Source organism: Dolichospermum sp. UHCC 0259 (assembly GCF_009711935.1).
GTDB lineage: Bacteria > Cyanobacteriota > Cyanobacteriia > Cyanobacteriales > Nostocaceae > Dolichospermum.
Map to the genome: position 1 here is coordinate 133,948 of NZ_VIKX01000187.1, position 16,753 is coordinate 150,700.

Genomic DNA, 16,753 nt, shown 5'->3' on the forward strand with positions numbered 1-16,753 from the left:
TGTATGTTTATTTATTAGTTTTCTAATGGTAAGATAGTAATTAATTCAGAAAATCTAGCAAAATCGCCTATATTGTGGGTCAGCAACCGAGGAATGCCATAAACTAACATTGTGGCAACTATATTAGCATCATGTACTTGCTTACCGCCAATATTAATTTCTGTCATTAATTTTAATAATCTTTCAGTTACTAAGGCAGTATTTTCAGCAACATGAAAATAACTACTAAAATATTCTACATCAGCAACTAAAGAAGTAATGGGAATTGTTCCAGTTAAATCACTACGTCTTGTCATTCCTGATAAATATTCTCGTAAAGTTTGCCGACTAATCCACATTTCTATATTTTGATCAGCAAAATCTTGTAATCTTTGTATTGCTTGTGTGTGAAATGGTGATAAAGCCAAATTGCTATAAATCAAAATATTTGTATCTATAAAAATCGCTTTATCTATCATATAAATCTTCTCTACGAAACGTGAAATTATCAACAATTAAACCCACAGGATAGGCTGAAAACTTAAACCTTTTTGCTTGATTTTTCGTTGCTAATTGCCCTGGTTTAACACTTTCATTAAGAACTATAACTACTTGATATTCACCTGCGGGTATATCTGGAGGTAATTGGACTGTAATTTGTCGCTCTGGGGTAACATTCACAACTGTTTCTATTGTTTTCATTACCTTTTATCCTCAACAATATTAATATTTACTAAATTATATCTTACTTTTTTTAGTCCATAAAGTCAATTAAATATCCAATAAACCATATCGTTTTTGCAAAGCTAATAACTTCATCCTCGCTTCCCCAGCATTATCAGCTAAATCAGCAAATTCCACAAATCGCCGTAATTCCTTCTTTAATAAATTCCGTTCCACTTCAATAGTTTCTCTCAAAAATCGTTGTCATTAATTCTTATAAAGCTATTAATTTATTCTCTGCTATGCCAATTAATCGCGCCCTTTGCATTAATAATGATTTGATATCTTCGTTGTCTTCAAAATCTCCAACTTCGCCAATATCTGTGAAGTTTTAAAATTTTATCAATTGGTAGAAAATCAATATATTGAAATTAAGTTTAGTATGACTTTTCCTTTAGTTTCTGTTGGGGATATGAATAGATTTATCCAGCAAAGTAAAACTATGGGTGAAATTGCTTTGTTGAAATCTTTCCGCAGTTGGGTAAGAGAGAAAACAGGGTAGTACCGCAAGGCTTAAATAAACCAACCATATCAGTCTCTTTATGGTGTGACACTCAAGGGTGCAAAATGTGGGTTAATAACAAAAACCCCAGAAGTAAAACTTCTGAGGTATAAAGAGTTTTAGGAACGATTGAGAACAATAGCAATATTGTAATCAGTTGGAGTAGGCAATCTTTAAACTGATCACAAAATAGCCTTGTCAGCATCTCAAACTAAGAACCTAAAAGCCCACAGGTCAACTACTTAAATACTCTAGCAGAGGTCTTTTTATCTCAGTAGCCAAGTTGGCATTTTTTCAACTCTCAATTAGACATCTACCTGGCGACGGATATTAACTAATTCGTAAAGTTTATTTTCAAACTTTTGGGTACAAGCTGACCAATCAAATTCTAGAATCGAGGGACGTGCTTGTGCAGTTAATTGATTTTTCAGATCAGGATCTTCCAGAATAGTAATTACCTTTTGGGCAAAGTCTTGAGGGCTATTAGGTGCGGCTAAAAAACCATTTACACCAGAAATGACTTGTTCAGCGGTTGAAGGGGCAACAACAGCCACTACGGGAGTTCCAGAAGCTAAGGCTTCGTTAGTTGTGGTACAGAAATTTTCGGTAACAGAAGGGTTGACAAATATATCTGCTTTTGCAAACCAACCTAAAAGTTCTTTCCCATGAGATTCACCCCAAATGGTGACACCATTGGGGAATTTTTCAGCCCGACGGCGAATTTCTGCGTCTAGGGGACCGCTACCGACAATTACTAAATGGACATCGGGAATTTTGGCAGCAATAAGCGGATAAATATCTAACAGTTGATTGACATTTTTTTCTGGGGTAATACGTCCCACAAATAAAATAGTTGGGCGTTTATCATTAGGAATTGGATCATAACAAATATTGCGAGGATGAAATTTTTCGCAATCTATTCCTTGATAGGGTAAATATTCGCTGCGTTGTGCTTTTAGTTTTTGGTATTTAGTTAATTGTTCACGGGAAGAGAATAAACTTAAATCGTAAGTTTCACTAAATTGTTTAACTAAAAGTGGGAGGAAGGGACGAACTAGATTGAAAAATGTATTCCCGAAATAATATTGGATATAGGCAATGATATCTGTATGGAAAATTGAAATAATGGGTGTTTTGGTTTTTTTGGCATATTGTACTCCCACAGAACGCCCATAACCTTGTAAGAAACCAGAATATAAACCTCTCATTTGTGGGGCTTCTTCCACAACAATAATATCGGGTTGAAAGTGATTAAGTAATTTTGTGTCACTCCAATGACGATGGCTTAATGGTTGGGGTAAAGATTTATAAAATATCAGTGGTTCTGTTGGAAATGAATAGGAAGAAAAATTAATAAATGTTTCTAGTTCTTCTATTCCCGACATGGGACGATTTCCTACTTGCTTAGGATATTTATGATTTATCTCTGGGTGGATTAGAAAAACTTCATGTCCTTGTTTTAATAGCCAGTGAACTCGTTGATGAACGGCGACAGAAACTCCGGTTAAAAATGGAGCATATAATCCTGTAAATAAGGCGATCCGAAGAGGTTTATTTTTCATGATTTTGAGGAAATATTTTCTGAAAAAATAGATTACTGATGCGCTGGTTTATAATAATTGTGGAATTGGGAATTTTAGATGTTGAAGTGAAATAAAAAATCTAAAATTTCCCTATTCTCTTAAATAAATATGTTGGGTTTTCTTAACCAAACCTACACAGGACTTACGGAAATGGCACATTGGTGCGTCAGATATCAACAATTTGTTTATTTACAGAATTTATGCAGTCTGACGCACCCTACAACAGATTTTTAGTGACACTTGCGTAAGTCTTACTACATTTAGTTAACCGAGCAATATTACTTAAAGAGATGCTTTGGGATCAATTGGTTGATCTAGCCATTGGTAAGGACGGTATTCAATTAACCGAATGTTTTCACGCCCTTTAATGCGATAAGTAAGTCCCCGCCAAGTAATGGTTGATACCCACAAAGAAGATAATATTGTTAACCCGTAAATCCATTGTGTGAGGGGAATAACTATCAACATTTTCAGGATGATTAAAGGCGACAATTTGGGTATTTTTTCACCTTGATTGTGCAGCACTTGATGGATGCTAAATTCCATTAATAGCATTAGTAAAACTAAGCCAATGGTGTAGGAAATATAGACGGAAAATAACAAGGCGGCTGCGTCCCATTGAGCTTCAATCAATAGCTGAAAAATAACGATGATGACTACATTGGGAACGATGATACTAGAATATGCTTCACTGATTATGGCTAACCACTGGGGATGATAAAGTTTAGAACCAATTATTAACCTTTTTAATGATTCTAGTAAGTTACGTAGACTACTTTCTTCCCGATTTAGCATCAATAAAGACGGAATAAATTTGATTTGTAACTTTTCTTGCTTGATAAGTTTATGGAGAAGCATATCATCTGTTAATACTTCTCCCCACTTATCTAAAAGGTTGATGCGGTTTAATACTTCTGTTTTGATTGCTAATGTTCCACCCCAGGGAATTTGAAAGAGAAACATTTGCACTACGGTGGAAACGTTACCGGAGTAGCGAACTAATGAACCCCAATAATTAGCGGTGGGAAGATACCAACGATTTCCGGTGGTGAGTCCAACTCGATCATCAATGAGGGGGGTAACTAATTCTCGTAACCAATTAGGATGGGCTACGGTATCAGCATCTATAAAAGCTATAATTGGATAAGCATTATCTAAATCAGAAACAGCTTGAACTAAGGAACTGCATTTAAGGCTACAATTATGACGAACTGCTCTTAATGTGCTAATCTCGACGTTAGTTGCACCCAGTTGATTGATGGTTTCGGTGGCAATTTTAAAAGCTGGATCTTCTTTACTATCAATGATCAGCTTTAAATCGTATTTTGGATAGTTTTGTTGTAAGAGCGATCGCAAACAATTAGGCAAAAAAGGATCAGCACCCCGCAAACAGAGAATTACTGCCGTTTTTGGTAATTGTTCATCTGGTAATGACTGGGGTTTGTGTGAACGTAAATACCATAAAAATACTAACGTTAAACAAGTTTGAATTACCAGCCAACCGAACAAAGACTTAGATAGAAATATCATAAAATCTGGCATTATTTCTATAGTCTTAGAAAGGAGTCAGGAGTCAGGAGTCAGGAGGAAGAAGAAAAAAGAAAGGAGAAAGAAGTTAGTAGGGGCGGGGTTTCCCCGCCCAATATTCAAATTCTCAATTAGGGATCAAGAGAATATTTGAGAAAGATGTTAATGGTAGTATTCTTGTCAACCTTGAAACTGGAATTATTGAACTTTGGTGAGCCAGTGCTGATAGAAACAGTAGGATTTTTAGAAATTCCAAAGCCTTCTTGAGGAATGCCAAAAAAGTCCTTATTGAGTTTGCGATCGCCATTTTGATCATCAACTACAGCTACAGCATAAGTTCCCGGTTTTAATCCAGAAAATACCCGCTTTATAGAACTACCTGTAATTTTAGTACAACCACTTTTAACTTCACTTTTAGCATTATTAGGAAATCCTTTTTCAGAGTTATAAACCCTCATACAAATTTCCCCGGTTTTGTTAGTAATACCATTAACAACCACAGTTAAAGATGTTGTTGATTCAGCATAGGCTATATCTGTGAAGCTGATAGTTAGTAAAGTAGCAAGCAAGAAATTACTAACTTGGAGTATTTTCAACATAGATCAATATTTCACCCGTAATAAGTATAGACTAATTCAATAGTAGATTTTTACTACTAAAAATGATTTGTTGTCCCATGAATTGCTAATATTGCTATGCTTCAGGTTTGATAACCAAACTTACGCAAAAACAACATTTTGGCAGCTATTAAGAAATCTTTCACTAATAGCCATTCTGTACCTGATAGCTTTTTAGCGATGCTGATATGGCACAAAATTTGCTCATACCAACTAAGTTGACTATGATGAATAGAAAACCAATATTCCCGTAAAATTCGCCAATGAGGCAACAATATTTTTCCCTTATTCGTTGAATCAAACCATACTGCATAATCATAAAAATTAGGCAGCATATTCACTGAATATTGGGGATTATTGTTATTAAATGACAGGTAATTAGGAAAAAACATACTCAGCGATTGTTGAGGATGGATTCTCGCAAAAAATAGATATTCTGGAATTTCATAAAATCGTCCCAGCATACCCAATCTTAATAATAAAATTCCATCTGCATTCCCATAACCACCCATAGGAGGTATTTTTTTTAATGCACTACTGCGGACAACTCCATATATTTGATAACACAGATGTTTAGTGAGTAATTCATGAAATCTTTGATGAGATTTTAGGGAATTAGTATTGAGTTTAATGTCATAATTTTGCATAAACTCTCCCTGTTCATCAACAAAATATGTGTGAGAGTGACATAAAATGTATGTTGGATCTTTTTCCAATACATCCATACATTTCTCAATAAAATTGGGGGCGTGCAAATCATCATAAGCAGCCCATTTAAAATACTCACTGTTAGATAACTCAAAAACACGATTGAAATTACAAGCACAACCAATATTAGTTTCATTACGATGGTAACGAATCCGTTGATCTTGGGCTGCATAAGTCCTACAAATAGCCTCAGTATTATCTGTAGATGCGTTATCCGAGATAATTAACTCAAAATCTGAAAATGTCTGTGCTAATAGCGAATCTAGACATTTTTTGAGAAATTTCTCCCCATTATATACAGGTAATCCAATGCTTAATTTTGGTTGAGAGTTATTCATGCACAAATTCCTGAAATTTAGTTGTTATTTTATCAGTTTTTGAATATCAGTTTTTTGCAACCATTCATGGGTACGGCGCATTCCTTCTGCTAAATCAACCTTAGCTTGATAATTCAAAACACTTTCAGCTTTAGCAATAGAATAGGCATAGGGCCGACTCATAAAATCAACTGATTCTGGGAGAATATCCGCCTTTTTACGGAATAGTTTTTGCCCCTGAAGACGCACTTTTAGAAACAATTTCATTTCCTCTTTAGGTAAAGACATTGGTGCTGGTAAATTTTCCAATGATGCTAAATGAATAAAATACTCCTTCCAGGAAGTTTCTTTCCCGTCAGTAATATTGAAAACCTCTCCATAAGCCGATTTTTCTATGGCTAAAAAGATGGCATCAATTAAGTTATCTACATATAAATGATTCATCACACCTTTGCCTTCATTAGCATAGGCAAATAATTTTTGTCTCATCATGTGAATTGGGCGGATAATCCAAGGCAGACTTCCTGGCCCATAAACATCACCAGCCCGAATCACAATTACTCCAAATTCTGGAGCATTATTAAGTTTTAAAACTTCGATTTCTGCTTCAATTTTTGTTTGACAATAAGCATTATTTTCCCCAGACAGTACACCTGATTCGGTGACTTTATCTGAGTAATCAAATCCATATACTAAGGCAGTAGAAAGATGAACAAATGTCTTAACACCAGCTTGTTTAGCAGCCTTAGCAATGTTCATTGTACCGCTAACATTTATTTCTCGAAAATGCTTAATATCCCCGGCTTCTTCGGCAAATTGAGCGTTATGTAAAACTATATCTACCCCCTGACAAGCTTTCGAGCAAATTGCCGGGTCAGTGATATTCCCAACAAAAATTTCTACACCTAATTTTTGGACTGTTTGATCTTTAACTGGAGAACTTTGGATACCTTTAACTTTCATGCCTTGCGCTACAGCTAATTCGGCTGCACGTAGGCCAATAAATTCATCAATTCCAGTAATTAGCAGAGTTTTATTTTGTAAGTTCATGGGGATGTAGATAGGTGTTTAGTAATGAAAAAGTTGTACGATCTAAGTTGAAAAATTGCCATCAAATGCAACTATGAACTGTTGTATTTGCAAAAGCATTTTACCGTTGTGAATAACATTAAACTTCTATCTTTAGTTGGTGTTAATTTGCTAAATATTTAGCAGAAGTTGATGAATTTAAGATGCAACAACTTCCTAGAAACTATCAGCCGGATCAGCAGAACGGAGTTTATTAATAGCTAACGCTCCAGAAGTAATGCAAATTAAGACTGTAGATACTAAAACAAGTAAGGCATTATTACTTGTCATCATGATGGGTAATTTAGTTGCTTTCATAGCAAAATCATATAAACCAATAGAAACAATAAAACCAGGAATGTAACCTAATAGAGCTAAGATTATTGCTTGTTGAAAAACCACATTCAATAAATATCCATTAGCATAACCAATAGCTTTTAAAGTTGCATAGGCAATAAATTGAGTAGCAATATTGCTATACAAAATTTGATAAACAATTACCACACCGACAACAGAAGCCATAATTAGCATCAAATTGAGAATAAAACCAATAGGGGTTCTCACTGACCAATATTCTCTTTCAAAAGCAATGAATTCTTGACGAGTGAAGATATTTACATCATTTGGTAGATTGGCTTTTAAATTTGCTAAAACCTGTTTTATATCCGCACCATCTTTGAGTTTAATCACTCCCATATCTATTTTTTCAACTGGACGGCTATTAGGGTTGATTCTTAAAAAAGTTGAATCACTCACAATTAAATTACCATCAACACCAAAGGACGGACCTAAACTAAATAAACCACCTACTCTTACTCGATAACCTTTGACAGCATCAAAGGGAAAGATTTCAATTGGTTGTTCAATATTTCCTTGATTAAATAATTCTGCTATTGGGCCAAATTCTGGACGGGCATCTCTATCAAAGAGCATAACATCAGAAATTTTGAGTTTATCCAAATTTTGTTGGACTTCTGGAATATCTAGGACAGTTTTTCCAGGGTCAAAACCAATAACATAAATTGAATATTTTTCGCCGCTGACAGGATTTTTTAATTTTGCAAATTGCAAATAAATTGAACTAACAGAATCCACACCATCAAAACCTAAAGTTTGGTATAATCGAGTGCGAGAAAAACTTTGAATTGCTGTCAACGATTTATATTGAGAACTAACTAAAAATAAATCACCGTGCAATCGTTGATGTAGTGCTGTGGCGCTAGAATATAGTGCATCTTGGAAACCAAGTTGGATGAACATTAACAGCACAATGAAGCCAATTCCGGCTACAGCTATCACAAAACGAAGTTTCTGTTGGGCAAGCTGTAGCCACCCTAAAGGAATTTTGATATTCATATTATTTGTTATTTGTTAGTTGTCAGTGGTCAGTTGTCAGTTTTAGAAAATAACTAATCACTAATAACCAATGACCAATGACCAATGACCAATGACCAATGACTAAATCTGGATAGCAACATCAACTTGTAAGTTAGTTAAACGAGATATTTTTTGACTATCAGTGGGATCATCAATAGATATTTTGACTTCAATTACTCTCCGGTCTGCGTCAGAATTGGGATTAATACTAAAGATGCCTTGTTTATCAACTTGCCAACCAACTTTTCTCACAGTTCCTTGTAATTTGCCAGGAAATGTAGTGCTGGTAATGATAGCTTTTTGTCCAACTCGGACATTTTGAATATCGGTTTGATATACTTCTGCTAGAACCTGCATTTTTGATGTATTACCAATTTCAGCAAAACCAGCAGTACCAATTACTTCGCCATTTTTGGTGTGAATTCTTAAAATTGTGCCGTCTATGGTAGAAGTAATATAAGTTAAATCATGGTCAGCTTTTGCTTGTTTAATTGCAGTTTCGGCACTCTTCACTTCACTTTTGGCTAACTCTACATCTACAGCCCTGACTTCTTTAATACTATTAAGTTTGAATTTTCCTTCTTTAAGTTGATCTTGTAAAGTGTCTTGGGTACGTTTGAGAGTAGCTTCGGCTTCTTTTAACTGCTGTTGTGTGGTTTTGAGAACTAACTTTTTACTATCAGTAACAGAAGCAGAAACAGCACCAGCTTCTGATAATTGTTGATATCTGTCGCTCTCTTTTTGAGCATTTTCGACTTCAGCTTTAATACGGTTGATTGTTGCTGCTTGAGCCGCAATATCTCCTTTTAATTGGGAATTTAATCTGGTAATTGCAGCTTTTTGAGCATTGATATCTCCAGTTTTTGCTCCAGCTTGTACCTGTGCAAGTTTGGTTCTGGCAATTAATAATTTATCAAATGCTTGTTGGATAGCTGCTTGAGAACGAGCATAGTTTTCTAGATAGGCTAATACTTGTCCTTTTTTAACATCATCCCCTTCTTTGACCAATAGTTTTTCTACGCGAACACCATTGATAGAATTAGGGGCAGATAAATAAGTAATTTTGTCTTGTGGTTGTAACCTACCTAAAGCAGTTACGGCAACTTTAACAGGAGTGGTTTGAGATTTAATAACGGAACTAACAGCAGGAGTTTGATTTTGAGAATTTATCTTTAATTGATGGAAAATGTATAAAGATACTAAACCCGCAGAGAAAGTTAGAGAAGTTGCCAGAATTATTCTCCATTTTAATGCAGTCAGATTGAATAGTTGGCGTTCTTTATTTACTGCCATATTTTTATTCCAATGGTATTATTTCGGAAAAATACTTGTCATGTTTATAGACCTATTCTCTGTGGCTTTTAGAGAAGAGATATGTCTAGTTATTTATGTATGAATTGTTGTCGGCATTTTAGCTGTTATAAATACCCAAATTAGCGGTTTTTTACTGCCAATTATCTATGGCTTATGCCACGCCATGCTATCAATTTTATGTTGAGTTGCTATTTCATTAAGTAGCCTAAAATACGATAGCTTTAAGGAGAAATAAAAATCTGCACTGCCCAAGTTGTGATGATGCTAATAACTTAGGTAAATCAATAAACTTACCTATGATTATCCCAAATAACTTTGATATTGTCAACTAAATTTAGTTATTCAGATTAATAAAATCGTTGACTAGATACTATATTTAATTACTCATAAATTAATTTTAAAATCTGTACTTTTTTTAGCAAATTATCGTAAATAGGTGTCAATTGTCCATATTTCATCACAATTGATATGTTTATAGGTTAATGATCAACATCCCATAAATTAATGTTTGGTTTATAAATAACCAATTATCTAGAAAAGGTAAGTTATCTTATAAATTCATCAAAAACAAAGACTTGATTATGATAGTTTGCTCAAAAAAGACCCAATTATGTTCAAATGTTTCCTGTGTGTATTTGTTGATTAGTTACTTATAAGGCAATTTAACTACAACCCTTGAATGATCAAGCCAAGATTGATGTTAAATCCGTAATTACTCAGGATATGCTATGGATAAATATAGTTCTGGAATATACTTGGCTAGTTATGTTTTATTGATAATGAGGTAATTTGACAAATATTTTCTCTCAAAAATTAGCAAAAATGAACTATTCTGTTTTCATAAATTGTGCTAGTCTTTTTATTAATTCAACATTTATAGATGAAAAATAAATTGTTGATTTGATTTCCATTAACAGAAGAAATACTAAAATCCATTCAGTTATTTATAGTAGGATTGCCTAAAGAAACAAAACCTATTCTTTAATAAACCGGGGTTTTGAATCTCACTAAGTTAGCAACTACTAGATAATTGAAAAACTGTTTAAGTATTTTTTGACTATTCACAAAATTCTCCACAGAGTGCTTATTATTTTTGTAACGATTTTGGCAGCTTTTATGAGTCTAATCATCTAAAATAGGTTATCCTGGACTTTAAAAACTGGCAATTTCTATATCAACATACACAACATTGTTATCCAATAGGTAAAACATTGAATGAATACGAGATAAAACCACTTCAGTTTAAGTATGTCCTTTTGCCAGTTATTCTCACAATGTAATTGACACTTTTTATCGCGGTAATCATGGTTGGTGCAATATAATTGAGGGCGCAGGCCCTGCGCCCCTACGGACTTTATGATTTGCTGAATGTATCTGATTCAATTGCATACCCCTATATTCACAAGTCGAGTATTTTCTAGTATTTATTCATAAATACAAGGTTCTAAAATTGTGGAAAAATATCCAAGAAATACTCAAAAATTTGTCAAGTCAAGCATTTAAACTTACCTGCGGCACGCACGAATGCAGATTGGATAATTAATTATCTGTTAATAGTCTGCTGCACAATTCACGGTACTCAAAATTAGTCTATGCCCTATGTCTTGCCCCCCTCAAAAGATAGACACCATAAAAAGTTCTTTGACGGAATTAGAAGCCCAAATTAATAGTTTTGAACAGGCTGTGCTGAAGTTTATAGAGGAAGGAAAAATGAATTCAGGTAACTTAGAAAATTCGATAAATTCCATGTCAACTAAAGAAATTAATAGAAAACTGCACACAACTCCTATAGCTATTATTGGCATGGCTTCCTTAATGCCTCAGTCGAGAACATTAAGGGATTACTGGCAAAATATTGTTAATAAAATTGACTGTATTACGGATGTTCCTTCTAGCCATTGGAGTGTAGAAGATTACTATGATCCTAATCCGAGAACAGCAGAAGATAAAACCTATTGTAAACGTGGTGGGTTTATTCCTGAAGTTGATTTTAATCCGATGGAATTTGGCATACCTCCCAGCATTTTAGAAGTTACAGATGTTTCACAACTATTGAGTTTGGTAGTTGCTAAAGAAACAATGGAAGATGCTGGTTATGGCAACTCCCGTGAATTTAGCCGTGAAAATATTGGTGTAATTCTGGGTGTAGCTATGGGTAAACAATTGGGAATGCCATTAGCTGCCAGATTAGAATATCCAATTTGGGAAAAGGTGCTGAAAAGTAGTGGTTTATCTGACGAAGATACTAAAAAAATCGTTGATAAAATCAAATCTGCCTATGTGAAATGGGATGAAAATGCTTTCCCTGGAATGTTAGCAAATGTGGTTGCTGGCAGAATTGCTAACCGTCTCAATTTTGGCGGTACAAACTGTGTAGTTGATGCGGCTTGTGCTAGTTCCTTTGGGGCATTAAAAATGGCCATTAGTGAATTAGTTGAACATCGTAGCAATATGATGTTAACCGGTGGGGTAGACACCGATAACACAATCATGGCTTACATTTCCTTTAGCAAAACTCCAGCGGTTACTCCTAGCGATAATGTTAAACCATTTGATGCTAAATCCGATGGAATGATGTTAGGTGAAGGGATTGGGATGATTCTTCTCAAACGGTTAGAAGATGCCCAAAAAGATGGGGATAAAGTCTATGCGGTGATTAAGGGGATTGGGACTTCTAGTGATGGGCGTTATAAGAGTATTTATGCCCCTCGAAAAGAAGGACAAGTTAAGGCTTTAGAACGGGCTTATGATGATGCTGGTTTTTCTCCGGCAACTGTGGGTTTAATGGAGGCACATGGTACGGGAACGATGGCTGGAGATCCTATAGAATTTAGTTCTTTGCAGGATTTCTTTGGGAAATTTGACAGCCAAAAACAACATATTGCTTTGGGAAGTGTGAAGTCCCAAATTGGACATACAAAAGCCGCTGCTGGTACTGCTAGTTTAATTAAAACTGCCCTAGCATTGCATCACAAAGTATTACCAGCAACTATCAATATTACTGAACCAAATCCCAAATTAGATATTGAAAATTCTTCCTTTTATCTAAATACTCAAACTAGACCTTGGATAAAGGCAGAAGGTGAAACTCCTCGACGGGCAGGTGTGAGTGCCTTTGGTTTTGGTGGCACAAATTACCACGTTGTTTTGGAAGAATACGAACCGGAACAACAAAGTTCCTATCGTTTACATGGTGCTGCGGGTGAGGTGCTGTTTTTTGGTACTACTCACGGGGAATTAATTAGCAAGTTAGAAGCAACTTTAAATAATTTGCAAGTTGATGATGGGGAAAGATCCTATTCTCAATTATTGTTAGATTGTCAATCTCTAACTATTCCCAAAACTGCGGTCAGAATTGGATTTGTATCTGAGAATTTACAAGAAGCTTGTAAGTTGCTGGAAGTGGGAATTGGTTTATTAAAAAGTAAGCCTGATGCAATTTCTTGGGAACATCCTCAAGGTATTTATTACCGTTCTGCTGGCATGGATTTGGGTGGAAAAGTTGTTGCTTTATTCTCTGGACAAGGTTCTCAATACTTGGAAATGGGACGAGAAGCGGTGATGAATTTCCCTAGCTTGCGACAGTTATATGGGAAGATGGATCATCTGTTCAAGCAGGGTAATTTGCAACCGGTTTCTGAAGTGGTTTTTCCTCGTTCTACTTTTGATGAAGTTGAGAAAAAAGCCCAAGTTGCAACTTTGCAAAGAACGGAATATGCACAGCCGGCAATTGGCGTTTTTAGTTCTGGTTTGTATGGAATTTTGCAACAAGCTGGGTTTAAGGCAGATTTCGCCGCTGGACATAGTTTTGGTGAATTAACGGCTTTATGGGCGGCTGGAGTGTTGAGTGAGGCTGATTATTTGTTCCTGGTGAAGGCTAGGGGACAGGCTATGGCTGCACCCAAAGACCCGGATCATGATGCTGGTAGTATGTTGGCGGTGAAGGAAGATATCAGCAAGATTGAACCGCTGCTGAAGCAGTTTCCAAAAGTAAGTATTGCTAACTTTAATTCTCCTACCCAAATTGTTTTAGCGGGTCCAAAACTGGAAATTGAGAAAATCCAAGCTGCTTGCCAAAAATTAGGATACAGTGCGGTTTTATTACCTGTTTCTGCGGCTTTTCATACTCCGTTGATTGCCTTTGCACAAAAATCTTTCGCTATTGCAACTAAATCGGTAACTTTCCAAAATCCCCAAATTCCGGTTTTTAGTAATGTCACTGGTAAACAGTATCCGCAAAATGCAGCAGCAATTCAAAAGAACTTAGAAAGCCATTTGGCTAGTTCTGTGTTGTTTAAACAAGAGATTGAAAATATCTATGGGGCTGGTGGTTATTGCTTCGTAGAATTTGGACCAAAACGGGTGTTGAGTAACTTGGTAAAAGATATTTTAGGCGATCGCCCCCATCTTACCATATCTCTCAATCCCAGTGCTTCCAAAAACAGCGATCGCTCTCTCAGAGAAGCCGCCGTTCAATTGCGCGTCATTGGCATGAATTTGGGCAATCTTGACCCCTATAAACTTCCTGCCGTACTTCCCCCCGTTTCCACCAAAAAGACCCTCAGCGTCAAACTAACTGGCATCAACTACATTTCCGACAAAACCAAAAACGCCTTCACCGCAGCCTTACAGGACGGACACAAAATCAGTAGGGGCGCGGGGCCCGCGCCCAATATTTCCGAAATCGCGCCCAATATTTCCGAAATCACACCCCATATTTCCGAAATAGAAACCCCTGTAATTGCCAAAATTCCCCCAACCAACGGACATAACGGCAACGGTAACGGACATAAAAAACAACCCCTCATTGAAACCCAGTTACAGCCACAAATGACTACTACTGCAACCATCATCAAAGAACCCGTCCCAGAGTTGTTCGCACAGCAATCCATAGAGAAGATGCAAACACCAGATAAACTTGTAAATTGTCAACAAATTCTCACCAGCTTAGAACAACTTCTGAGCCAGTTCCAGCACAACCAAAGCGAGAATTTAGAAGTTCACAGCACATATCTCAACCATCAAATAGAATACGCCAAAACCTTCTTCCAATTAATGCAGCAGCAAAACACCTTATTTGCTAATGCTAAATCTTCCACTGAAGCCGCTCAAATTAAGCAAGTGATCATGGAAAGCTTAGAGCGGAGTATGATTCAGTTTCATTCCCAACAAGGTGAAACCCTACGTATTCATGAACAATATTTGCGGGAACAAATAGAATATACCAAACACTTTTTCCAACTCATTCAAGAAGAATATTCTCAACTTATTTCTGACACCCAAGAAGCAGCACCCGTCAATATTAGTGTTACTCCAGAAGAAGCACCTGTCCCTCCCACAGTCACCATTATTCCCCCTCAACCATTACCAGTAATTGAGCCAAAAGTTCAAATTGCAGCACCTATTCTCCCAGTAATTGAAGTTGCAGAACCTGTAATTGCAGCACCAGTCATTGAACCTGAACCAATTATTATTCCCCAGTCCCCAGTTGCATTTATCCCAGAACCCACACCTGTAACCAGCAATTTAAATCTGGATGATCTAGCTAACAATCTATTAAGTATCACCAGCGAAAAAACTGGTTATCCTATCGAAATGCTAGAACTCGATATGGACATGGAAGCAGACTTAGGAATTGACTCCATTAAACGAGTAGAAATTCTGGGAGGATTGCAGGAATTATACCCCAACTTGCCTAAACCCAACCTCGAAGAACTAGCAGAAAAACGTACCATTGGTCAAGTTGTCGAATATCTGCAAGGACAACAACAGGTAACAGCAAAAATCGCACCTGAACCCGCTATCATTCCTCAAGTTCCCACCCAGGTAATAGAGGAAGTAGCGCCCGAACCAGTTATCATTCCTCAAACACAGTTGATAGAGGAAGTAATACCAGTTTCCAGTCCCCAGTCCCCAGTCCCCAGTCCCCAGTACCAAGATTTAGGACAAACCCTGTTAAACATCACCAGTGAAAAAACAGGTTATCCAGTCGAAATGCTAGAACTGGACATGGACATGGAAGCCGACTTAGGGATAGATTCCATCAAACGGGTAGAAATACTCGGAGCAATGCAGGAAGCGTATCCTGACTTACCCAAACCCAATATAGAAGAATTAGGCGACCTACGGACAATCGGGCAAATCGTTAACTACCTCCAATCACTGGTGGGAGGTGAAAAAAAAAAGCCGCACATTGATGTTAACCCGGTAGTTGACCTCATCCCACCCGCCGTAGGGGCGGGGTCTCCCCGCCCAGAGGTGGTTGACCTCACCCCGCCACCGATAGTAGACCCTAATCTTCCCCGTCGTCCGGCTCAACTTAAAACCTTACCCAGACCAGATTTTTTAGAAGCGCAGTTACCAGAAGGACACATTGGTTTAATTACAGATGATGGTTCTTTAACTACCACCAAACTAGCCCACGCACTACTAGAACAAGGTTGGAAAGTTGTAGTTTTGAGTTTCCCCCAATCGTTAGTTTCCGAGCAATTGCCATTACCCGCAGGTGTTACCCGCGTAACTTTGGCAAACATGAGTGAACAACATCTGCAATTATTATTGCAAAGTGTGACTACTAAACACGGAGCGATTGGGGCATTCATTCACCTGCACCCTCAATTTACACCGGAAAAACCTGGACATATTTCCTACCCCGAAGCAGAAAAGGCGATTCTTAAACAAGTGTTTTTAATGGCTAAACATCTGAAAGCAACTTTGAATAATGCCGCATCTTTACCAGGAAGAACCAGTTTTTGTACAGTTGCCCATCTTGACGGTGAATTTGGTTTAGGACATCAAACTAATTTTAGTGCGATCGCTGCCGGTTTGTTTGGTTTAACAAAAAGTTTGCGCTGGGAATGGCCACAGGTATTCTTCCGAGCAATTGACCTTAATCCTAGTTTAGATCCTCACGAATCTGCCCAATATATCGTTGCTGAATTGCACGATTCTAATCGCTATATTGGCGAAGTTGGTTATGGTGAGCAAGGGCGGGTAACGCTGGTAGCTAAGGCTGAATAATCTATATGGTGGGTATTA

Annotated in this window: 10 protein-coding genes and 2 pseudogenes; 2 read left to right on the forward strand and 10 right to left on the reverse strand. The window is 36.8% G+C overall.

The features are described from left to right. Positions 1-14 precede the first annotated feature (14 nt). From FJR05_RS15115 to FJR05_RS28005, 3 genes and pseudogenes are all read right to left on the reverse strand, one after another. Positions 15-458 carry a PIN domain-containing protein gene (locus FJR05_RS15115; RefSeq protein ID WP_168644854.1) on the reverse strand — a complete coding sequence of 148 codons (444 nt, stop codon included), beginning with the start codon at positions 456-458 and terminating at the stop codon, positions 15-17. Beyond that, the gene (locus FJR05_RS15120; protein ID WP_168644752.1) at positions 448-681 is read right to left on the reverse strand and encodes a hypothetical protein; all 234 of its coding nucleotides are present in this window, start codon (positions 679-681) and stop codon (positions 448-450) included. The genes FJR05_RS15115 and FJR05_RS15120 overlap by 11 nt, the downstream gene beginning before the upstream one ends. Before the next feature lie 69 nt (positions 682-750). Beyond that, a pseudogene (locus FJR05_RS28005) lies at positions 751-894 on the reverse strand (helicase); the annotation flags it as partial. Positions 895-1,027: 133 nt separating this feature from the next. Here FJR05_RS28005 and FJR05_RS15130 point away from each other — a divergent pair. Beyond that, a pseudogene (locus FJR05_RS15130) lies at positions 1,028-1,204 on the forward strand (Uma2 family endonuclease); the annotation flags it as partial. Between the two features lie 305 nt (positions 1,205-1,509). Here the strand turns inward: FJR05_RS15130 and FJR05_RS15135 are convergent. From FJR05_RS15135 to FJR05_RS15165, 7 genes are all read right to left on the reverse strand, one after another. Beyond that, positions 1,510-2,766: a glycosyltransferase gene (locus tag FJR05_RS15135; RefSeq protein WP_168644855.1), complete on the reverse strand. Its 1,257-nt coding sequence runs from the start codon at positions 2,764-2,766 to the stop codon at positions 1,510-1,512. A 303-nt stretch (positions 2,767-3,069) separates the two neighbouring features. Continuing rightward, positions 3,070-4,329 (reverse strand): glycosyltransferase family 2 protein, encoded by a 1,260-nt coding sequence (locus FJR05_RS15140; RefSeq protein ID WP_168644856.1) that lies wholly within the window; start codon positions 4,327-4,329, stop codon positions 3,070-3,072. 116 nt (positions 4,330-4,445) lie between these two features. Further along, positions 4,446-4,913, reverse strand: a complete 468-nt coding sequence (locus FJR05_RS15145) for a DUF2141 domain-containing protein (RefSeq protein WP_168644857.1) — start codon at positions 4,911-4,913, stop codon at positions 4,446-4,448. Positions 4,914-5,014: 101 nt separating this feature from the next. Then, positions 5,015-5,977: a glycosyltransferase family 2 protein gene (locus FJR05_RS15150; RefSeq protein WP_168644858.1), complete on the reverse strand. Its 963-nt coding sequence runs from the start codon at positions 5,975-5,977 to the stop codon at positions 5,015-5,017. 24 nt (positions 5,978-6,001) lie between these two features. Next, on the reverse strand, positions 6,002-7,006 hold the full coding sequence (locus FJR05_RS15155; protein WP_168644859.1) for an NAD(P)-dependent oxidoreductase: 1,005 nt from the start codon (positions 7,004-7,006) through the stop codon (positions 6,002-6,004). A 195-nt stretch (positions 7,007-7,201) separates the two neighbouring features. Then, entirely contained in the window at positions 7,202-8,380 is a 1,179-nt protein-coding gene (gene devC / locus FJR05_RS15160; RefSeq protein WP_168644860.1) for an ABC transporter permease DevC, read from the reverse strand. A gap of 102 nt (positions 8,381-8,482) precedes the next feature. After that, on the reverse strand, positions 8,483-9,694 hold the full coding sequence (locus FJR05_RS15165) for an ABC exporter membrane fusion protein (RefSeq protein ID WP_168644861.1): 1,212 nt from the start codon (positions 9,692-9,694) through the stop codon (positions 8,483-8,485). A 1,620-nt stretch (positions 9,695-11,314) separates the two neighbouring features. Between FJR05_RS15165 and FJR05_RS15170 the strand changes: the two genes are divergently transcribed. After that, a complete protein-coding gene (locus FJR05_RS15170; RefSeq protein WP_168644862.1) occupies positions 11,315-16,735 on the forward strand; it encodes a type I polyketide synthase in 5,421 nt (1,806 codons plus the stop codon). Positions 16,736-16,753: the final 18 nt, after the last annotated feature.